General features: G+C 66.1%; 20 protein-coding genes. 7 read left to right on the top strand and 13 right to left on the bottom strand.

All coding sequences use genetic code 11. From position 1 onward, the window contains the following. Positions 1–322 precede the first annotated feature (322 nt). Entirely contained in the window at positions 323–685 is a 363-nt protein-coding gene (locus tag ACWF82_RS12780; RefSeq protein WP_452500733.1) for a hypothetical protein, read from the top strand. Between the two features lie 341 nt (positions 686–1,026). Here the strand turns inward: ACWF82_RS12780 and ACWF82_RS12775 are convergent, their stop codons facing one another. The 5 genes from ACWF82_RS12775 to ACWF82_RS12755 all read right to left on the bottom strand — a co-directional run bounded on the left by ACWF82_RS12775 (position 1,027) and on the right by ACWF82_RS12755 (position 4,902). Then, complete coding sequence (locus ACWF82_RS12775; protein WP_452500731.1) at positions 1,027–1,524, bottom strand: flavin reductase family protein; 498 nt, start codon at positions 1,522–1,524, stop codon at positions 1,027–1,029. Then, on the bottom strand, positions 1,517–2,035 hold the full coding sequence (locus ACWF82_RS12770) for an NADPH-dependent FMN reductase (RefSeq protein WP_452500729.1): 519 nt from the start codon (positions 2,033–2,035) through the stop codon (positions 1,517–1,519). The genes ACWF82_RS12775 and ACWF82_RS12770 overlap by 8 nt, the downstream gene beginning before the upstream one ends. A gap of 31 nt (positions 2,036–2,066) precedes the next feature. Beyond that, positions 2,067–3,377, bottom strand: a complete 1,311-nt coding sequence (locus ACWF82_RS12765) for an acyl-CoA dehydrogenase family protein (RefSeq protein ID WP_452500727.1) — start codon at positions 3,375–3,377, stop codon at positions 2,067–2,069. Beyond that, positions 3,377–4,492 carry a dimethylsulfone monooxygenase SfnG gene (gene sfnG, locus ACWF82_RS12760; protein ID WP_452500725.1) on the bottom strand — a complete coding sequence of 372 codons (1,116 nt, stop codon included), beginning with the start codon at positions 4,490–4,492 and terminating at the stop codon, positions 3,377–3,379. The genes ACWF82_RS12765 and sfnG overlap by 1 nt, the downstream gene beginning before the upstream one ends. Before the next feature lie 92 nt (positions 4,493–4,584). Beyond that, positions 4,585–4,902: a hypothetical protein gene (locus ACWF82_RS12755; RefSeq protein ID WP_452500723.1), complete on the bottom strand. Its 318-nt coding sequence runs from the start codon at positions 4,900–4,902 to the stop codon at positions 4,585–4,587. A 125-nt stretch (positions 4,903–5,027) separates the two neighbouring features. On the opposite strand from ACWF82_RS12755, the gene ACWF82_RS12750 reads away from it, so the two are divergent. The 3 genes from ACWF82_RS12750 to ACWF82_RS12740 all read left to right on the top strand — a co-directional run bounded on the left by ACWF82_RS12750 (position 5,028) and on the right by ACWF82_RS12740 (position 7,878). Beyond that, positions 5,028–5,774 (top strand): crotonase/enoyl-CoA hydratase family protein, encoded by a 747-nt coding sequence (locus ACWF82_RS12750; protein ID WP_452500721.1) that lies wholly within the window; start codon positions 5,028–5,030, stop codon positions 5,772–5,774. 171 nt (positions 5,775–5,945) lie between these two features. Continuing rightward, positions 5,946–7,052, top strand: coding sequence for a DUF4185 domain-containing protein (locus ACWF82_RS12745; RefSeq protein ID WP_452500719.1), 1,107 nt, complete (start codon positions 5,946–5,948; stop codon positions 7,050–7,052). 208 nt (positions 7,053–7,260) lie between these two features. Next, complete coding sequence (locus tag ACWF82_RS12740) at positions 7,261–7,878, top strand: class I SAM-dependent methyltransferase (protein ID WP_452500761.1); 618 nt, start codon at positions 7,261–7,263, stop codon at positions 7,876–7,878. On the opposite strand, the gene ACWF82_RS12735 is transcribed toward ACWF82_RS12740, so the two are convergent. Together ACWF82_RS12735 and ACWF82_RS12730 are read right to left on the bottom strand one after the other, a co-directional pair. Continuing rightward, positions 7,858–8,322 carry a flavodoxin family protein gene (locus tag ACWF82_RS12735; protein ID WP_452500717.1) on the bottom strand — a complete coding sequence of 155 codons (465 nt, stop codon included), beginning with the start codon at positions 8,320–8,322 and terminating at the stop codon, positions 7,858–7,860. The two genes, ACWF82_RS12740 and ACWF82_RS12735, sit on opposite strands and share 21 nt — an antisense overlap. A gap of 106 nt (positions 8,323–8,428) precedes the next feature. Further along, positions 8,429–9,022 carry an alpha/beta hydrolase family protein gene (locus tag ACWF82_RS12730; RefSeq protein WP_452500715.1) on the bottom strand — a complete coding sequence of 198 codons (594 nt, stop codon included), beginning with the start codon at positions 9,020–9,022 and terminating at the stop codon, positions 8,429–8,431. 232 nt (positions 9,023–9,254) lie between these two features. Here ACWF82_RS12730 and ACWF82_RS12725 point away from each other — a divergent pair, with 232 nt between their 5' ends. Further along, entirely contained in the window at positions 9,255–11,090 is a 1,836-nt protein-coding gene (locus ACWF82_RS12725) for an acyl-CoA dehydrogenase (protein WP_452500759.1), read from the top strand. Between the two features lie 68 nt (positions 11,091–11,158). Here the strand turns inward: ACWF82_RS12725 and ACWF82_RS12720 are convergent, their stop codons facing one another. Then, positions 11,159–12,334 carry a Fic family protein gene (locus ACWF82_RS12720; protein ID WP_452500713.1) on the bottom strand — a complete coding sequence of 392 codons (1,176 nt, stop codon included), beginning with the start codon at positions 12,332–12,334 and terminating at the stop codon, positions 11,159–11,161. Between the two features lie 268 nt (positions 12,335–12,602). Between ACWF82_RS12720 and ACWF82_RS12715 the strand changes: the two genes are divergently transcribed. Beyond that, positions 12,603–13,316, top strand: coding sequence for an MmyB family transcriptional regulator (locus tag ACWF82_RS12715; RefSeq protein WP_452500711.1), 714 nt, complete (start codon positions 12,603–12,605; stop codon positions 13,314–13,316). A gap of 80 nt (positions 13,317–13,396) precedes the next feature. Here ACWF82_RS12715 and ACWF82_RS12710 read toward each other — a convergent pair whose 3' ends face one another. From ACWF82_RS12710 to ACWF82_RS12700, 3 genes are all read right to left on the bottom strand, one after another. After that, positions 13,397–13,669, bottom strand: coding sequence for a hypothetical protein (locus ACWF82_RS12710; protein WP_452500709.1), 273 nt, complete (start codon positions 13,667–13,669; stop codon positions 13,397–13,399). Positions 13,670–14,206: 537 nt separating this feature from the next. Beyond that, the gene (locus ACWF82_RS12705) at positions 14,207–14,548 is read right to left on the bottom strand and encodes a hypothetical protein (RefSeq protein ID WP_452500708.1); all 342 of its coding nucleotides are present in this window, start codon (positions 14,546–14,548) and stop codon (positions 14,207–14,209) included. 136 nt (positions 14,549–14,684) lie between these two features. Then, positions 14,685–15,674: a GlxA family transcriptional regulator gene (locus tag ACWF82_RS12700; RefSeq protein ID WP_452500706.1), complete on the bottom strand. Its 990-nt coding sequence runs from the start codon at positions 15,672–15,674 to the stop codon at positions 14,685–14,687. A 78-nt stretch (positions 15,675–15,752) separates the two neighbouring features. On the opposite strand from ACWF82_RS12700, the gene ACWF82_RS12695 reads away from it, so the two are divergent. Further along, positions 15,753–16,331 carry a cysteine hydrolase family protein gene (locus ACWF82_RS12695; RefSeq protein WP_452500703.1) on the top strand — a complete coding sequence of 193 codons (579 nt, stop codon included), beginning with the start codon at positions 15,753–15,755 and terminating at the stop codon, positions 16,329–16,331. 15 nt (positions 16,332–16,346) lie between these two features. On the opposite strand, the gene ACWF82_RS12690 is transcribed toward ACWF82_RS12695, so the two are convergent. Both ACWF82_RS12690 and ACWF82_RS12685 read right to left on the bottom strand, forming a co-directional pair. After that, positions 16,347–17,648, bottom strand: coding sequence for an acyltransferase family protein (locus ACWF82_RS12690; RefSeq protein WP_452500701.1), 1,302 nt, complete (start codon positions 17,646–17,648; stop codon positions 16,347–16,349). A gap of 44 nt (positions 17,649–17,692) precedes the next feature. Beyond that, the gene (locus tag ACWF82_RS12685) at positions 17,693–19,099 is read right to left on the bottom strand and encodes a hypothetical protein (RefSeq protein WP_452500699.1); all 1,407 of its coding nucleotides are present in this window, start codon (positions 19,097–19,099) and stop codon (positions 17,693–17,695) included. Positions 19,100–19,274: the final 175 nt, after the last annotated feature.

Below are 19,274 nucleotides of genomic sequence, written 5' to 3'. Positions count from 1 at the left end.
CTCAGCGCTTTCTCGCGAACCTCGGGTGGGTAACGCTTGGACATGATGACCATCTTCCTCAAGGAAGGAAGCGGTCTTCAACCCGTGACGGTTCACAAGTCCACCCTTGACCTGTGAGCCTCTGCGCGTGACAGGCAGGCCTTATCGGGCAGGCGGTGAGCCAGCCCCCTGTATGCGCACCCCAACCCAGAGCAGGGCGACCGACGGTGCGTCCGGAGGGAATCGGAGGCAAGATCAATCAGGCGCGGCTGATACCGCTCCGTGGGATCCTGGGGTACGAAGTGTGGCAATGGCCGTTCCGACGCAGACGAAGGGCAGCGACATGACCGAGAAAGCACCCCGAGACGACCAACCAGAAGGCATACGAATGACCCTCGGCGCCGTCAGCGATGCCGCCGAGCCAGAACCGGGCACGCTCACCCTCACGACTACCGCCAGCGGAACAACCCTGACCCTTTCCGGCGGAACAGCTATCCCCGCAACCATCACCGTCGTCGACGAATCGGGCAGCCCGGTCGCGCGGTACGTCGCAGGAGAGCTCGCGCCTGTTGCTCGCGGCCTTGACGACAACAACCTCTGGTACATCCCTATCTCTATGACCAGCCCGGCGGGTTCAGACTGGTCCACGAGAACCAACGAAACTTCCGACGAATTCAAGTTCGACGACGGTCCTGGCCTGAAATGAAGGGCTTCGCGCGGCCTATGTTGTCACCGCGTTGTCACAAGTCGTCCCTTCGTTCGCCGTGCCACAGACGTGCCATGAACCAGGGTCATCAGGGGTAAATCCAGGTACCCCATGAGCAACGGCCTGCCCAGGTCAGACCGCTATTCCTGCACAATCTCCTACTTCCCAAGCAGACAGCGCGGGTTCGATTCCCGTCATCGGCTCTGTCCCGCCTCCCCGCGTATTCAGGCCAGACCTAGGCGCGGGGAGTTTTTTTGTGCGCGGCCGGCGGTGGGGTGGGTGGTTTCGGTAGCCCGTGCCCGGTGAGTTACCCATGTTCTCGCGGGATCAGGCGGGCGGGATCAGCCCGTGTGCAGGGTGCGGAATTTGCTGGCGTGGAAGACGAGTGGGTCCAGGTCTTCGCGGGCTGCTATGCGGTTGACGCGCAGGAGGACGACGAGGTGGTCGCCTGCGGGGACGTGGGTTTCCGGGACACCTTCGATCCAGGCGGTGGCGCCGTCGATGAAGACGGCTTCGCCGGTGCCGCGGTGCAGGACGGTTTCGCGGAAGCGGTCGCCGTTGCGGGCGCCGAGGGCCTTGGCGGCCGCCTGCTGGTCCGTGCCGAGGAGGCTGAGGCCGAGGTGGCCCGCGGCTGCCAGTTTGGGCCAGGTCGACGAGGAGTTCTGGACGCAGAACGAGACCAGCGGTGGGTCGAGCGAGACGGGGACGAAGGTACTCACCGCCAAACCGTGTGGAATGCCGTCGATTTCGGCGCACACCGCGACGACGCCGCTGGGGAAGTTGGCGAAGGCGCGGCGCAGGCCGTTGCCGTCGGCGGGGAAGTCCAAGAGCTCATGCATGATTCGTTGCCTCCACGGGCCGGTCGGTCAGTGCCGCGACGACGGGTGCCCAGCGCCGCGCGTACGCCTCGATGACGCCGTCCTCGGCGAAGCTGCGGTCGGCGAGGTAGAGGCCGGGCAGTGCCGCGGTCCCGCCGAGTTCCACCAGCACCGGCTTGAGCAGCAGGTCCGGTGCGAGTGCGTGTGCAGGCCCCGCACCGAGCATCACCGGCACGGTGAGCACCCCGGCCAGCCCGGTGCCGCCGTCGAACTGTTCGAGGAACAGTTTCAGCAGGCCGGTGTAGGTGGCTTTGAACGTCGGACTGGCGAAAACGACCAGCTCCGAGGCGGATACGGTGCGCGCGGCGCTCGCCACCGCGGGATCGCCCCACCCGAGCAGCCCCGGCCCGAGGGTCACGAGGTCGATCACCTCCGGCTCGGCGCCGGGGCGCAGTGCCCGCGCGACGCGCACGGCCGCGTCCAGGGTGCGCGAGGCCGGTTTCGGGTTTCCGACGACGACGGTCACTGTCACGGGGATGTCCTCACTCTCATATCGACAATGCTCAGATGACGCCGTGCAACGGCGGCGGGCGATCCTGCAACACCGCGCGCCCGATGTGCTGGTACTTCCAGCGGACCGGGTCGTGCAGGGTGTGGGTGCGCGCATTACGCCAGTAGTGGTCCAGCCGGTGCGCCGCAGCAGCACTACGGGTACCACCCACCTCGAAGATCGCAGCCGACACCTCGTTCGCGGCACGATCAGCGAGGATCTTCGCCGTCGCGACCGTTATCGACGCCCGCGCGGCGTCATCTCCCACACCCCGCGCCGACCCTTGCGCCTCGCTGGCCAGCCCCGCCGACCCTCGCGCCCCATCGGCCGCACTCGCCGCTCCTCGCGCCCCATCGGCCGCACTCGCCGGGCGCACCGCCTCGTCGACCGCCGCACCGGCGACGACAAGCACCGCCTCGGCCGCGCCCACCGACACAGCCAGCTCACCGAACCGCTGCACGACCAGCGGATCGTCGACAGCGTGCGCGACCTCCGCCTCGAACCACGGCCTGCTCCGCGTCCGCACGAAATCGGCGCCCGCATCGAGCGCACCACGCGCGATACCCGCGTCGATGGCGGCGTGCAGCAGCTGCGCGAAAGCCCCATATCCGGTGGGCGCCTGCACCGCGGCGGCCCGGGCAACCAGGTGCTCCCGACCCACCTGAACCTGATCGAACTCGACAGTCCCACTGCCGGTTGTGCGCTGCCCCAGAGCATCCCAGTCGTCGACGATGCGAACACCTGGTTCCAGCGCGGCGACGAAGGCCACGTACTCGCCAGGCGCAAGGCCCGAAACACCCTGCGGGTCATCGAGTCTGGTCAGTACGGCAAGGACATCGGCGAACAGCGATCCAGTGCAGTAGTACTTCGTCCCATCGACGAGGAACCCCCCGTCAGCGGGACGCAATGTCGTCGCGATCTCGGCAACACTCGCCCCACCGCGCTCGGACTGCGCGTTCGCGATCCGCGCACCCGCGAGCACCCGCCCGAAATACTCCCGCTGCTGCGCGGGACTTCCAGCCAGCCGCAACAGATTCAGATACACGAAGTGACTGTGCGGTACCTGCGCGATATTGGGATCAGCCGCCGACAGGATCCGGAATACCTCGGCGACCACACTCGGCGGCAGATCAGCGCCACCGAAGGCCGCGGGCACCGTGATCGCCAGCAGCCCGCTGGCCGAGAGCTGGTCCAGCTCCTCGTGCGGCAGCCGGCGCGCGTGGTCGCGTTCGGCCGCGCCCCTGGCGAATTCGCCGGCGAGTTCGGTGGCGATCGCCAATGCCTGTGTGGCCGTGGTGATCCGCTCGGCGGTCACCACCGTCATCAGCGTCCCGCCGCGACCGGGGTTGCGGCGGCCTCCAGTTCACGTACCAGCGGCAGCACCTTCACGCCGAAGTACTCGATTTCCTCCTGGAAGTGCAGGAACCCGGCCAGGATCAGGTCGACACCGAGCGCCCGGTACGCCACGATCCGCTCGGCGATCTGCTCCGGCGTACCGATCAGGCCGGTGCGGAAACCGTCGTTGTACTGGACCAGATCCTCGAACGTCGAGTCGGCCCACATGCCCTTGCGATCGGCGGTCGACGCGCCCGCCTGCCGCACCGCGTCCCGGAATCCTTGCACCGCGGGCTTGTTCGCCTTCTCGACGATCTCGCGCAGGGTGTCGCGGGCTTCCTTCTCGGTGTCGCGGGCGATGATGAACCCGTTGAGCCCGAACTTCACCTCGCGATCGCTGGCCCTGGCGACCTCGCGCAGATCGTCCAATTGCTCGGTGACCCCGTCGAAGTCCTTGCCGTTGGAGAAGTACCAGTCGGCATAGCGGCCGCCGTTGCGCCGGGCCGCGGTGGAGTTACCACCTTGGAACAGTTCGGGATTCGGCCGCTCTGGGGTATTGAGCGGCTTGGGCTTGAGCGTGAAATCGCGGATCCGGTAGAAGTCGCCGCCGTAGTTCACCGCGTCCTCGGTCCAGATCTTGCGGATCACCTCGAGGAATTCGGCGCTGCGCCGGTAGCGCTCGTCGTGCTCGAGCCACGGCTCGCCCAGCGCCTGGAACTCGCCGGCGAACCACCCGGACACGACATTGATCGCGAACCGGCCACCGGACAGATGGTCGGCCGTCGCCCCGAACTTCGCCAGCACAGCCGGATGCCACAGCCCCGGATGCACCGCCGCGATCACCTTGAGCCGCTCGGTCGCCCCGAGCAGCGCGAGGCTGAACGAGGTCGACTCGTGCTGGAACTCGGCGCCATAGGACGCGGTATAGCGGACCTGCGAGAGCGCGTACTCGAAGCCGTTGCGCTCCGCGGTCTGCGCGAGCTTGCGGTTGTACTCGAAATCCCAGCTGGTCCGCTGCTCGATATCGCTGGTCACGAGCCCACCGCTGACATTGGGGACCCAGTACGCGAACGAGACCTGATCGGCGATTCTCTCCGTGCTCATGATGGCTCCTCCTCGTCGACGGTGCTTTCAGTGCACACCGGCGAGGCGAGCCCGACGAGAGTTTGAATCGGCGCGATCGATACGCGCGAGCCTCAGCTACCCAAACGCACGCAGTCCGCGGCGATCTTCGACTGGGCGGCGCTCACCTTGGCCGCGTCGTCCTCGCCGAGCAGTTTCGCCGGATCACCGGACTGCGAGTTGGACACCATCACCCGCAACCCGTCCTGCGACATCCCCGAGTCGAGGAAGACCTTCGCCGCGCAGTCGGCGAGCTCGGGGTTCTTGAGCCCCTTGTCCTGCAACGACTTCGACAGTTGCTCCTGGGTGACCGCGGGCGCGTCGTCGCCACCTCCGCACGCAGAAAGCATCGGTGCGGCGAACAGCGCCGCGGCGATCAGACAGATTCGCACTTCTCGAGTCCTCTCGATCGACGCGCATCGGCCGATGCGCAGCCGTGGAGGATCATGCCGCACCACCGTCCCCGGGGCCACACCGAACCACCCACACCTAACTGACTCGCGAGTAAGATAGCCCCATGGGAGACCACATCACCACCCGCTTCGAGAGCGACCGCGCATATGTCACCTTGAACCGGCCCGGCAAACACAATGGGCTCACACTGGAAATGCTGCGCGATCTAGTCGCCGCGGCCCGAAAAGTGGTCGAGCACAAAGAAACCCGGGTCGTCATTGTGAGCGGCAACGGGCCGAGTTTCAGTAGCGGACTCGATATCGCGGCCGCTACCCGCGATCCGCTGGCTATCATCCGCGAATTCCTGCCGCGACCATGGCGCGGCACCAACACATTCCAGGAAGCCTGCTGGGCCTGGCGACGCTTGGACGTTCCGGTGATCGCCGCCGTCCACGGCCGCTGCTTCGGCGGCGGATTGCAGCTCGCGCTTGCCGCCGATTTCCGCATCGCCGCGCCGGCAGCGGAATTCTCGGTCATGGAAGCCGCGCACGGCCTGATTCCGGACATGTCCGGTGCCGCCACGTTGTCCCAGCTCATCGGCATCGACCAGGCCCTGCTGCTGACCATGACCGCCGATCCCGTCGACGCCGCGCACGCTCGGAAAATCGGCCTGATCACCGACATCGCGGACGACCCACAGGCGGCGGCGGAAATCCTCGCCGACCGGATCGCCGCCCGCGATCCGCGCGCGGTCGCCGCGGCCAAGCGCCTTTTCGACCGCTCATGGCAGCGGAATTCCCGCGCGACCTTCGCCGCCGAACGCGCCGCCCAGGTGCCATTGCTGCTGCGTAAGGCACTGACTCGTAGCTAGCGCCAGGCAATTGGACAATTGTTCATGCCGACTCACGAATCGAGGTAGCCCACTTCGCTTCGATTGACTGTTAACATCGCTGCGATTCATCCACCAGCCGGAATGTGGTGCGCGGCACAGTTGAACCTGGAGCGTCCCCCATTTCGGCGTGACCTGGAGGCGCCGACGACCATGGACAAGACCGGCTCCATCCTGCTTGCTGCGCTGGCGGGTGCCACGGCCTTGCTGGTGAGCGGAGCGACTCCCGCCGTCGCGAATCCGAACGCGATCAACCCGATTCCCGTCCTCAACGGCACCAACGGCCTGCCCGCCCTGTACGGGCGCACGCAAGCCGTCTTCCAGGTCACCGGCATGGCGAGCCCGAACAACACCCAGAACTACAACGTCCTCGGCACCGACCTCGGCATCATGTGGGACAACGGCCGTGGCGAGATGCTGACCGCCTTCGGCGACACCGCCGGCATCGGCTTCCCGAACCTGCTGGCTGGCAGCACCTGGGCGTGGCGGTCCAACATCCTGGTCCGCAGCCACACCAAGGACCCGTCGGGCGGCATCTTCTTCGACAGTGTCGTGCGCGATGTCATCGGCCAGGCGCGCGATCTCATCCCCAGCCCGAAGATCCCGTTCCTGGAGATCAGCCGCATCCCGACCGCGGGCATCTCCGCCAACGGCGTGCAGTACCTGTCGCTGATGTCGGTGAAGACCTGGGACGCGCCGGGCGAATGGACAACGAGCTACTCGGGCCTGGCCGCCTCGGCCGACAACGGCGAGACCTGGGCCGATCTCACCCACACCCGCCGCCCCGACGAGGGCGGTAACAGCAACTTCCAGATGAACGCCTTCCTGAAGGACGGCGGCTTCGTCTACGAGTACGGCACCCGCTCCGGCCGCAACAACGACGCGTTCATCGCGCGCGTCCCGGAAGCCCAGATCGAGAACCTCGGCGCCTACGAGTACTGGGACGGCGGCGGCTGGAAACTCAACGACGTGAACGCCGCGGCCCCCATCATGGGCGGCGTCGGCGAGTTGTCGGTGATGTACAACGAGTACCTCGGCCAGTTCATCTCCCTGACCACCGACCCGTTCAACTCCGTGGTGATGCGCCGCGCATCCTCCCCGCAGGGCCCATGGAGCGCCCCCGAGGTCCTGATCGACGCCCGCGAACTCCCGACCGCCTACGCCCCGTCGATCTTCCCGTACCAAACCGGTCGCGACCTCTACTTCATGACGACCATCCACACCCAGTACAACGTCGTCCTGATGCGTACCAGCCTCTGACGCCCGGAGACCTGGCACCATAGGTCTCGCAAGCACATGGGTAACTCATCGGGGACGGGCTGACATGACCGCTGATCAACCGCCGGCCGCATCGACCACCGGTGGCGCACCTGAGTCTGGCCAGAAGTCGCGGGGAGGCGGAGCAGCGGAGTGGGATGCCAGGTATGCCCAGAGTGAATTGATCTGGGGCGCACCGCCGAACAGCACGGTGGTCGAGTACGTCTACGGCCTCGATCGCCGCGTCCCGCTCCTGCCCGACGAACCCGGTGGCACCCCGCCTCCGCTGCCACGCGCACTCGACCTGGCCTGCGGCGAGGGCCGCCACGCGCTCTGGCTGGCCACCCACGGCTGGCACGTCGACGCCGTCGACTTCTCCCAGGTGGGCATCGACAAGGGCAGAACGGTGGCGGCGCGCCTGTCCCGCTCGGTCCGCTCCCGGGTGAACTGGCACTGCGCCGACATCACCGACCTCGCCGCAGCCGGGATCACCGGCCCGTACGAGCTGATCCTGATGGTGTTCGTGCATCTGCCCGCCGAGCCGCGCGGCGCCCTGCTGCGCGAACTCGCCGCCATGATCTCCCCCGGCGGCATGCTCCTGGTCCTCGGCCACGACACCCGCAACCTCACCCAGGGTTACGGCGGCCCGCAGGACCCGGCGATCCTGTTCACGCCCGAGGACATCCGGGCCGAACTCGGCGCGGCGGGCGACCATCTCACGATTCGCATCGCCGACGCCGTCCTGCGCCCGACCGAGGGTCCCGACGCGATCGACGCCCTGGTGGTCGCCGAACGCGACCTGCCGGAATCAGGCGAAGCGTCCGCGTAGCTGTTCGGCGAATTCGCGCGCCGAGGTCAGGTCTTCGGGGCTGGGCCGCCCCTTGTTCAGCCCGCCGAAGAGCCCGAGCGGACCCATCGTGTCGAGCCCGCGGCAGGCGAAGCCACCGACCACCTCGAACCCCTTGCCGACGAGCTGGTCGCCGAGATTGCGCAGGTAGGGGCGAAATCCCGGCTCGGGCAGCCCGCTGGTGGCGAAGACGAACGCCTCCTGGCCCGCTCCGCCGGGCAGTCCGTCGACGAATTCGCGCAGCCGCGCGTCGAGTGCCATCCAGTACACCCCAGACCCGAAGCCGACCAGGTCGTAGTCGCCGAGCTCGGCCGCGCTGATCTCCGCCGGGTCGACCACCCGCGCGTCGAGCACCGACCCGATGGTGTCGGCGACCTTCCTGGTGTTGCCGTGCGACTTGGACGTGCACACGATGAGCGCTTTCATGGTGCCCCCTGCCTCTCGAACGAAGCTGTCCGCCGAAGCGTAATGGGCGCGGCGGGCGCAGCCCTCCTCAGACCCGCGCATGGCCGGAGCGCAGGCGGAGGTACGCCTAGTGCCAGCGGGCGAACCAGGGTTCTACTGTCGCCGCGATCACGTCGAATCCGGTCCGGAACGAATGCGCCTGCTTCGGAATCACTGTCACCTCGGCCGCGTCGGCGGCATCGGGCACCCCGAACGGGTCGCTGCCACCGTTGATCACCACGACCTCGATGTCACCGGGCGCGAGCAGTTCCTCGCGCCTGCTCTTTTCCGGTTTCCCGGGCGGATGCAGCGGGAACGACAGCGCGATCACCCCACGCGCACCCACCGCGACGGCCGTCCGGCACGCCACCCGCGCCCCGTTGCTGCGACCCCCCTGGACAACCGGCACCCCGGCAAACCGCGCACGCAACGCGGCGACGATCTCGAGCCAGGCCTCGTCCTGCTTGTCCGCCGAGCCCGGCGCCCTGCGCCCGGCAACCCGGTACGGCTGCACGACCCGGGCGACCGTTCCACCGGCTTCGATCGCCGAATCCCGCACCGCCAGAATATCTTTCGCGTCGACGCCACCACCGGCCCCGTGCGTGATCACCAGCAGGAAGGCAGGCTCGGCGACCTCGTCGAGCTCGATCTCGGCGGGCCCGGCACTCGTCTCGATGCGCACACCTCACGGTAGCCCCGCCGTCGCGGCGAGCAACATCTCCGCGCTCGCGCGTGTTTTTCACGTCACATTGCGCCCAGCCCCTTTGCCGAGATGATTACCCACCGGTAATATGGTCGGTAAGTTACCCGCGAGTAGCATGCGGAAAACCGGCAAGGCTACCCCGGTGGACGTCAGACGGGCGGGAACGGCGCACAACCGACCGCACCAGACTCAATGGAGAGTGAGTACTCACATGGGCCACTACAAGGCTAACGTTCGCGACCTCGAGTTCAACCTCTTCGAGGTCCTCGGCATCGACAAGCTGCTCGATGCGGGCACCTTCGGTGACCTGGACACCGACACCGTCAAGGAGATGCTCTCCGAGGTCCGTCGCCTGGCCGAGGGCCCGCTGGCCGAGTCGTTCGCCGACGCGGACCGCAACCCGCCCACCTTCGACCCGAACACCCACGCGGTCACCCTGCCCGAGTCCTTCAAGAAGTCCTACAAGGCGCTCGAAGAGGGCGAGTGGGCCAAGGTCGGCGTCGTCGAGGAGCTCGGCGGCCTGAACGCTCCCTCCGCCATCACCTGGGCGCTGTCCGAGATGGTCCTCGGCGCCAACCCGCCGATCCAGATGTACGCCGCGGGCGCCGGCTTCGCCCAGGTGTTCTTCAACAACGGCACCGACGAGCAGAAGCAGTGGGCCGCCAAGATCGCCGACCGCAACTGGGGCGCCACCATGGTGCTGACCGAGCCGGATGCCGGCTCCGACGTCGGCGCCGGCCGCACCAAGGCGATCAAGCAGGAAGACGGCTCGTGGCACATCGAGGGCGTCAAGCGCTTCATCACCTCGGGTGACTCCGACGACCTGTTCGAGAACATCATGCACCTGGTGCTGGCCCGCCCCGAGGGCGCTGGCCCCGGCACCAAGGGTCTGTCGCTGTTCTACGTCCCGAAGGTCCACTTCGACTTCGACACCGAGACCTACGGCGACCGCAACGGCGTGTTCGTCACCAACGTCGAGCACAAGATGGGCATCAAGGCCTCGGCCACCTGTGAGGTCACCTTCGGCGGCCACGGTGTTCCCGCCAAGGGCTGGCTCGTCGGCGAGATCCACAACGGCATCGCGCAGATGTTCGACGTCATCGAGAACGCCCGCATGATGGTCGGCACCAAGGCCATCGCGACCCTGTCGACCGGTTACCTGAACGCGCTGGAGTACGCCAAGACCCGCGTCCAGGGTGCCGACCTGACCCAGATGACCGACAAGGCCGCGCCCCGCGTGACCATCACCCACCACCCGGACGTGCGTCGTTCGCTGGCCATGCAGAAGGCGTACGCCGAGGGCCTGCGCGCGATCTACCTCTACACCGCCGCCCACCAGACCGAAGAGATCGCCCTCGCGGTCTCGGGTGCCGACAAGGACGTCGCGTTCCGCGTGAACGACCTGCTGCTCCCGATCGTCAAGGGTGTCGGCTCCGAGCGCGCCTACCAGTACCTGACCGACTCGCTGCAGACCTTCGGTGGCTCCGGCTTCCTGCAGGACTACCCGATCGAGCAGTACATCCGCGACGCGAAGATCGACTCGCTCTACGAAGGCACCACCGCGATCCAGGCGCAGGACTTCTTCTTCCGCAAGATCGCGCGTGACCGCGGTGTGGCCCTGGCCCACGTGGCAGGCCAGATCCAGAAGTTCCTGGAGACCGACTCCGCCAACGAGCGCCTCAAGGGCGAGCGCAAGCTGCTCGCCACCGCGCTCGAGGACGTCCAGACCATGGCCGCCACCCTGACCGGCCACCTGATGGGCGCCCAGGAGCAGCCGACCGAGCTGTACAAGGTCGGCCTCGGTTCGGTCCGCTTCCTGATGTCGGTCGGCGACCTGTTCATCGGCTGGCAGCTGCTGCAGCAGGCCGAGATCGCCCTCGCCGCCCTGGACAACGGCGCCACCGGCTCCGACGTCGCCTTCTACACCGGCAAGGTCGCCTCCGCGCAGTTCTTCGCCCGCAACGTCCTGCCCGAGCTGACCGCCACCCGCGCGATCCTCGCCAACCTGGACAACGACATCATGGAACTCGACGAAGCCGCCTTCTGAGGTTGACGGTCTGACCGATTCCTGAACGGCCCGGAGCGCACGCTCCGGGCCGTTCGTCGTCGGCGCGGTCAGTAGTCGAGTGCCTGCAGCACAGCGTCGCTGGAAAAGATCCTGTCGTACCGACCACTGCCGCGTTGCCGCAGAATTCCTAGCTCCGTAAGGCGCTTTATTGCCTGGTTGGCAGCCTGGTAGCTCACGTCGTACAGCTCACTGGCGAGAGTGGCAGTGATCATCGGGTATCCGATGAGATCATCAGCGATCCGCAAGGCAACACCCTTCGCACGAGCTTGGACGAGTCGCTCATGGAACTCCGATCGGAGCGTCACCAGTCGATCGACCCGGCTGACCACCTCGACCGACTCGGCATGCACTGCGGCGCAGAAGAACTGGATCCAGCCGTCCCACACACCGGTGACAGACACTCGCAGCAGCTGGTCCAAGTACTCAGAGCGGTTCCGTTCGAGCCATGTCGAAATGTTCAGGATGGGGTACCGGAGCTCCCGGTAGGCCATCAGTTGGAGAACAGCAATCAGCCGACCGAGACGTCCGTTTCCATCGTTGAATGGGTGCAGCGACTCGAACTGGTAGTGCGCGGCCGCGATACGAATCAACGACGGCGTCGATGAAGGCTCGCGAATCCACCGCTCCCAATCCAGGAGGCCATCTCGGAGAAGATCCCCCGGCGGCGGGGGCACGTACCGAGACGTCGGAACCCGACCGTGCCCGGCGCCGATGAACACCTGAGTTGTTCGAACACGCCCAGCTTCCGGCCCGTCGCTCGGTGTGCCTTCGATCAGTACACGGTGCAGCTGTTCGATCATGCCGAGCGTGATCGGCCGACCTTCGGCGATCCATCCGTAGGCATGCTCGGCGGCGCTGACGTAATTCTGCACCTCGCTGACCGACGCCGACATCTGGCCGCGGTCGAGGAAGTCTGCCTCGAACACATCGTTCAGCGCAGCATAGGTGCCTTCCAGTGCTGACGTACTGACCGCCTCACGACGAGTGGCCGGCCGCGCGAGTAGGTCAGGATTCGGCAGCAACGACGCCGCCTGGTCCGCTCGTGCCAGCGCGGACGTCGCGTCCACCACCACTGAGTATGTGGTGCCCGACAGAGCGAATTCAGCGGGGAGCGGATTCGGGATGTAGGCGAAGTGGGCGAACTCTTCGTCGAACCGGCGATCGTAGCCGCTGATCGGGATGATCTTCCCGATCGGACTGCCACCCATATTCTCGATGTCCACCCGAGCACCGTACAGCCGAACCTTGAAATCCACCCGCGTAATTTCAAGGTTTCCCGACAAACCTTGAAATTGTGGCGACTGTTCTCAAGGTTCGTCATCTCGGCAGCCTCTGAAGCCCAGCGTCCCATCAGCGGTCACTGACCGGCGATGAAGTCACGCGGACGACGGCTTCGTACGACATCAGCCGAGCCCGTTCACCGATTTCGGTGCTAGAACCCGGCGTACCCTGGGGAATACCGTCGGTGCGGGGTGAGGCTCGGGGGTTGTGATGGGTGAAAGTACTGCGCTCAGTGTGTATTTGCGCGAGCGGCGGATGGCGGCTGGTCTGGCACGGACCGAGCTCGCCGTGCGGGCGCAGATGGCGCCGTTGCTGATCAGTCAGATCGAGTCGGGTGCGCTGGTGCCGAATCCCGCTATGTTGCAGCGGCTTTTCGACTCGCTGGATGTGCCGCTCTGGTATCGCAAGCACATCCTGGTACTCGGCCTGCCCGCCTTCGATTCCGGCACCGCGCCGGCCACACCGTCCGCGGAGGACCTGGCCGATCTGGCCAGCCTCACCCATCCGGCCTGCCTGCAGCGCTTCCCCACCATGGACCTGCTCGCCGCGAACTCCGACTACCAGCGCCTGTTCCCCGGACTCGGCGCCGGCGTCAACATGCTCGAGTGGATGTTTCTCGATCCGGCGGCGAAGAAGGTCTTCATCGACTGGACCACCGAAGCCCAGCTCCTGGTCCACGCCTTCCGCATGCTCGCCCCGCTCGCGCCAACCCAGCGGGTCACCGCGATCACCGAGTCGTGCGGTCAATCCCCCGACTGGGATCCCGTGTGGACCAGCGACGTCCGCGCCCAGGACATCGCCCGCAGGCACCTGCGCGTGCGCGAACGCAGCACCGGCATCGAACGCCGCATGCTCCTGCGCGTCTACGACCCGGCCTTCCCCACCCGCCCCTGGTGGCTCTACCGCCTGATCCCCACGCGGTAGCCCACCGCCGAAACGAAGAAACCGCCGCGGCGAGATGCCAGGAGGCACTCACCGCGGCGGTGTCGCACGCGTGTGACCGATTACGGGGTCGGCAGCGGCTTGGTCTCGCCCGAGCCGGTGCTCAGCAGGTTGGCCAGGCCGGTAACCAGGTTGGCGGAACCCGAAACGGGCTCGTCGGCAACGGCGGTCGGCAGCGGCTTGGTCTCACCGGAACCGGTGGTCAGCAGGTTGCTCAGACCGGTAACCAGGTTGGCCGAGCCCGAAACAGGCTCGTCGGCCGAGGCGACACCCGTGCCACCGAAGATGATGCCCGCCGCGATGGCGACAATGCCGAGGGTACGCATCTTGCGCATTGATAATCTCCTGAAGTTCTGTCACCGAACCGGAAATCGGCTGGCGCGAATATGTTTAGCAGACCAGATGTTCGGGTACATACGTGTCTATGAACACAAGTGAAACGTGCGGCGTCTAGTTACCCTCGCCCACTTTCACCGACCAGCGAATACTCCGCCAGCAGTAGACCTAGGTCACACCTGGAAATTTCGCACATAGCAATCGCCGTGCGGAAAACTATCGCCGGAATCCATCCCGAACGCTACCGGGCAGATTTCCCCCCATACACAGCACCGGCGCCCGCCGAGTAATCGACGGGCGCCGGTGAAGACTGACTCAGGCCAGCAGCAGGCTGCCCGATGCCGAGGACATCTGGCTCAGGAAGTTGACGATGTCCAGCAGTTCGGTTGCGGAACCGGTATCGGCGATGATGGCGTTGTTCACATTCTCTCCTTCAGACGTATCGCCGAATTTATATCACGAGAGAATTACGCAAGCCGCGCCTGAAGTGAACAGCAAGAAAACTCAGCGCCCCTCGACCGGCATCCGCGTCCGTACTACTCGGCCGGAGCCTCACCCGAGCCGCTGCTCAGCAGCTCCAGCAGCGCTGCCAGATCCAGACCCTCGAGCGAACCCGCCGGCTCTTCCGCGACCGCCTCGGCCTCACCCGAGCCACTGGACAGCAGCTCGAGCAGCGCAGCCAGATCCAGACCCTCGAGCGAACCGGCGGGCTCCTCGGCGACCTCCTCGGTCTCCGCCGTGCCCGTGGTCAGCCCGGACAGGAGCGCATCGGCCGAGCCGGTGGTCGGCTCGCCCGCGGCGGCCGCGACTCCAGCGCCCAGTATCGCGATGCTCGCCGCCGCTGCCACAGCCGCTCCGAAGACACGAATCTTGCTCATTGTGAACCCCTCATCTTTCAGATTTTCGGCGAAGTACGCTCCGCCCATACGAGATGTCTAGCAGCGGCCGGACGACCGCAGGGAGACCGATGAAATGGGGGCAAGACAGCGGTGTCCATCGCACGAGACACTGGCGTCATCCACCGATGCGAAACCTGTTGCGATACTCCGCCGGAGTCGTATCCAGCCGTCGCCGAAACGCCCGCGTCAACGTGTCGACGGTATTGAAACCACAAGCGGCAGCGACACGTTGGAGTGTTTCGTCGGTCGTTTCCAGCCGATGCCGAGCCACTTCCACCCGCGCCGATTCGATGTAGGCCGCGGGCGTCATACCGAGCTCGGTGCGAAAGATCCGCGTGAGTTGACGTTCACCCACATGCGCATGCTCGGCCAGATCCGTCACGGTGAGCTGACGTGCGAGATTTCCGGCGATGTAGTGCCGAAGGTCGTCGATGCGCCGCGTAGTCGAGACCGGCGCGAGCGAAACACTGAATTGGCTTTGGCCGCTAGGCCTTTTCAGATACATCACCAATTGCCGCGCCACCCGCAGCGCGATCTCGTCCCCGAAATCATCGGCGACGAGCGCCAGCGTCAGATCGAGACAAGCCGTGAGACCCGCTCCGGTCCAGATGTTTTCGTCCCGGATATAGATCGGATCGGCATCCACCTGAACCGCCGGATGCTCGGCCGCGAGCTGCTGCGCGGTCGACCAGTGCGTGGTGGCCCGCCGTCCGTCGAGCAGCCCGGCGGCAGCCAGGATATGCGCCCCGACGCACACCGACGCCACCCGTCGAGCCCCCTTCGCCAGCACCGCCACCGCATCGACAACCTCGGCATCGACCACCGCCCGCACCCGGCGACTACTGTCCGTCTCCACCGCCCCCGGAACAACCACCGTGTCGATCCGCCGCCCCGACACCTCCGCGAACGTCACATCCGGCAGCACCCGAACACCCGCCGAGGTGGTGATCGGCTCCATGCTCTCGGCAGCCAGCACGACCTGATACCCCGTCGGCCCCTCCATCTCCCGCCGCAACAACGAGAAGACCTCCGGCGGCCCGGTGACATCGAGCAGATCGACCCGATCGAACAACACGATCACGACAAGCCGATCCGCCGTCCCCATCAGACCTCCTCGCCGATGTCCGAATCTGCAGGTTACATGACATTGCCGACATCTCCGCCGATCCATACCGTGAAGATCATGACTTCCACGACCCTCCGCCACCTCAACGGCTTCGACGAAACCCCCGCCACCCTCGCCGACTCCACCCTGATCCTGATCGACTACCAGAACACCTACACCCAGGGCGTCATGGAACTCACCGGCTGGTCTCCCGCCCTCGACGCCGCCGCCGAATTGCTCAGCAAGGCAAGAGACTCCGGCACCACGGTCATCCACGTCATCAACGACGGCGGCAAGGACACCCCCTACGACATCACCGCCGAAATCGGCCGAATCCACCCCGAACTCGCCCCAACCCCCGACGAAGAAGTAGTAGTCAAAACCGTCCCCAACGCCTTCGTAGGCACCAACCTCGGCGACCTGGTCGACGCCGCAGGCAACGACACCGTCATCATCGCCGGCTTCATGACCCACATGTGCGTCACCTTCACCACCGAAGGCGCCTTCCTCCGCGGCAACAAACCCACCGTCGTCGCCAACGCCTGCGCCACCCGCCCCCTCGGCCAGGTCACCGCGGCACAACTCCACGACAGCGCCCTCGCCACCCTGGCCGACCTCTACGCCGTCGTGGTCCCGACCAGCGCGGCGCTGCGCTGACCAGCCATGGACGATTCAGGCAATCGGAGCCGGGACCGGCCGGGCTCGCGCATCCATCTTGGCCATCAGTCGATGACCGACACGGAGGAGTGGTTGCTCGATCTTGTTGTAGCTCAGCGTGGCGAGGCCGATCGCGACGACCATCCACGTGCACCAGGTGAGCCAGGCCGCATTGCCACCGAAGACCGACTCCGGCCACTTCGGAACGGCGTTGTTGACCAGGCCGTGCACCAGATACAACGAGAAACTGATCCGCCCAAGGAAGAGCAGCGGGCGGGGGAAGGAATATCGCCGGAGCAGCAGCATCACCGCGAACAGCAGATACGCGGCCACGATCGTGAAGGCCGGACCCTTCAGCCCGCCCCATTCCGCGGCACCTGCGGAATCCGAGACGGGCTGCTGAACGAATCGCGGCGCGAGCAACAGACACACGGCGATCCCGAACACTCCCCAGCCGAGCCAGGCGGAGATCTCGCCGGACGTCATCCGGTAGAGCACCGTCCCGACGAACATCGTCGCGAAAATCGCCACGGAATACCCGGACGCACCCGGCTGATTGAGCACCAGCGGGACAGCGAGTACCGCGATCAACACCGCCGCACCCGCCGAACCACCCCGATTGGCCGCCCGGTACCCGAAAACGACCGCGACAACCACTGTCACCGCCGCGACCGTCAGGCGAGTGGCGAGGTTCGCACCGGGCCCGCCGACCAGCGCGGTCGGCAGGAACAGGGCCGCACCCGGAATCGCGCCGATCGCGAGGCAGGCCACCGGCACCGATCGCCGGTTGAGCCCGCCGAGGAACAACAGCGACACGAACGCGTAGAAGACCAGCTCGTACGAGAGCGTCCACGCGACGATGAGAATCTCCGAATAGTGCCCGACGAGAAAGAGATGCGCCATCGTGGCATTCGTCGCGAGGTTCCACACCGGGTCGACCATGAAGCCCGGTGGCCCGCCGTACATGCCCACGTAGTGCAGCACCACCGCCGCAATCAGGAAGACCCAGAACAGCGGGAACAGCCGGAAGAACCGACCCACCCAGAACGACCCGAGCGACCGCCCCCGCTCCAGCGACGCGGGGATGATGTAACCACTGACGATGAAGAACGCGAAGACACCGAACACACCGAAATTGAAGTACTGGCCGATGAATCGGCTGTACGACGGCCACAGCGGGTCCGTGAAATGCTCGATCACCACCGCCAAAGCCGCGAGCCCGCGCAGCGCGTCCAGAAACTCGAACCGACCACCACGGGTACGTACTCGCTGTTCGACCGTATCGGCCGAATCAGCTTCCCCCTCTATAGATTTCATAACTCCACATCACTGGACATATCGAATCGGATCACACCAACGCCTCAGCCCACCGCGATCACCCAGCTCTGCTGGCTACCGCCCGCCTGGCCGACCTCGCCGACGAGCAGCCCGGCGGGCGCATCGACACTCTTTCTCGTCACCACGAAACGAGCACCGGTCGCCAATTCACCAGGAGTGCAAACGAACACGGCGGTGACCAACAGCTCCATCATCTGGGCATCGTCGGCGCATACGCGGACATCGTCGCGGGCTCCGCTCAATACGAGGGGGACCACCTCGGCCCACGCCTCGTGCGGTCGGCGCTCCAGCACGACCGGGCGGCCGCCCGCGACCGCCGCCATCGCATCCAAGGCAGCCGGAACACCGACCATCTCGTGTCGCCGATTCGCCAGCGAGTTCGTCATCCCACTCACCACCAACCCGGCGACGAGCAAGCCGACGGCGGCATATTTCAGCCACCCGATCCGCTGAATGAGGCCGACCAAGGCGAGCATGAACATGAACAGCGGGATCGCGTAGGAGAAGTAGCCGATGTACGCCTCGTCGATCTGATCGATGCCGATCATCGCGTAGACCGTCATCAGCGCCGCGGCCGCCGCGCAGAATGCCACGCCACTCGCCAGGAACCTCTCGCCGCGCGCCAGCCGCGCGACGAGCGCGAACAGCGCGGCGAAGACGATCAGGCCGACGATGCGGTTCGGCCCCCAGAATTGCACGGTGTAGGCCAACGCCGTCCACGGCAGGTGGATCCCGTGCCCACCCCCGTACCCGACGTACTTCGGGAATTCCCCGGGGAAGTTCACGATCGTGTTGAGCAGGATGGGCGCGGCGAATACCGCCGCGACCCCGCCGAACAGCCACCAATCCCGCTCGGCGACGACCAGTTTCCCGCGCCACGCGAGGTACAGCGGCACCCCACCCAGCAACGGCACGAAGAACAGGAACTCCGCGTGTCCGTGGATCAGCAACCCGCCGGCGAGCGCCACGATCCAGAGGTGGTCGGTCCGCCGGGCCACCACAGAGGAGACCGCCATCAGGAAGACCAGGAACGGCGCGAAATAGACGTAGGGGAACCAGAGACCGCTGAGAAGCTCGCGGTACGCGGTGAGGAACAACAAGCTCACCCCACCGAGCCCCGTGACAAGCGTCCAGGACGGATACCAGACGTAGACAATCCGCAATGCCAGTGCTACCAGCGCGGCATTGAGCAGCAGAATGGCGATCGCCTGCCCGTTCCACGGTGACGGCACCCACCGCAGCACGTCGTAGAAAAGCCATTCACCGAACGCCTGCACGTAGATGAACGCGGGCCCGGGATGATGGAATCCGACCCGCGAATAGTTGCCTACCAGCAGCTCGAAGTCCTTCGCCGCGAGCACCTGGATCGAGACGGTCGCCGCGTCACCTTCCTCGAACACCATCCTGGTGAACAGATCGCGACTGCTCACCAGCAGCGCCGTCGCAAACGCGAGCCAGGCAGCGAGGAAGACCCACACGGGCCCGAACCGACCCCGACCGGCAGGGTCTTCTCCCGAAGCCGGGGTGATCGGATCATCAACAGTCCCGACCCCGTCGGCCGTGCTCACCGCATCCTGCTCCGCGGTGAACGACTGTGGTGCCGAC

The organism is Nocardia sp. NPDC055053 (assembly GCF_053608285.1).
This window is presented reverse-complemented; position numbering and strand designations above follow the sequence as displayed.

What these genes read in the sequence shown, in the direction of transcription:
- ACWF82_RS12780 (WP_452500733.1), top strand. Translation starts at nt 323, where the DNA reads ATGACCGAGAAAGCACCCCGAGACGACCAACCAGAAGGCATACGAATG.
- ACWF82_RS12775 (WP_452500731.1), bottom strand. Translation starts at nt 1,524, where the DNA reads ATGCATGAGCTCTTGGACTTCCCCGCCGACGGCAACGGCCTGCGCCGC.
- ACWF82_RS12765 (WP_452500727.1), bottom strand. Translation starts at nt 3,377, where the DNA reads ATGACGGTGGTGACCGCCGAGCGGATCACCACGGCCACACAGGCATTG.
- sfnG (WP_452500725.1), bottom strand. Translation starts at nt 4,492, where the DNA reads ATGAGCACGGAGAGAATCGCCGATCAGGTCTCGTTCGCGTACTGGGTC.
- ACWF82_RS12750 (WP_452500721.1), top strand. Translation starts at nt 5,028, where the DNA reads ATGGGAGACCACATCACCACCCGCTTCGAGAGCGACCGCGCATATGTC.
- ACWF82_RS12745 (WP_452500719.1), top strand. Translation starts at nt 5,946, where the DNA reads ATGGACAAGACCGGCTCCATCCTGCTTGCTGCGCTGGCGGGTGCCACG.
- ACWF82_RS12735 (WP_452500717.1), bottom strand. Translation starts at nt 8,322, where the DNA reads ATGAAAGCGCTCATCGTGTGCACGTCCAAGTCGCACGGCAACACCAGG.
- ACWF82_RS12725 (WP_452500759.1), top strand. Translation starts at nt 9,255, where the DNA reads ATGGGCCACTACAAGGCTAACGTTCGCGACCTCGAGTTCAACCTCTTC.
- ACWF82_RS12715 (WP_452500711.1), top strand. Translation starts at nt 12,603, where the DNA reads ATGGGTGAAAGTACTGCGCTCAGTGTGTATTTGCGCGAGCGGCGGATG.
- ACWF82_RS12710 (WP_452500709.1), bottom strand. Translation starts at nt 13,669, where the DNA reads ATGCGCAAGATGCGTACCCTCGGCATTGTCGCCATCGCGGCGGGCATC.
- ACWF82_RS12705 (WP_452500708.1), bottom strand. Translation starts at nt 14,548, where the DNA reads ATGAGCAAGATTCGTGTCTTCGGAGCGGCTGTGGCAGCGGCGGCGAGC.
- ACWF82_RS12700 (WP_452500706.1), bottom strand. Translation starts at nt 15,674, where the DNA reads ATGGGGACGGCGGATCGGCTTGTCGTGATCGTGTTGTTCGATCGGGTC.
- ACWF82_RS12695 (WP_452500703.1), top strand. Translation starts at nt 15,753, where the DNA reads ATGACTTCCACGACCCTCCGCCACCTCAACGGCTTCGACGAAACCCCC.
- ACWF82_RS12690 (WP_452500701.1), bottom strand. Translation starts at nt 17,648, where the DNA reads ATGAAATCTATAGAGGGGGAAGCTGATTCGGCCGATACGGTCGAACAG.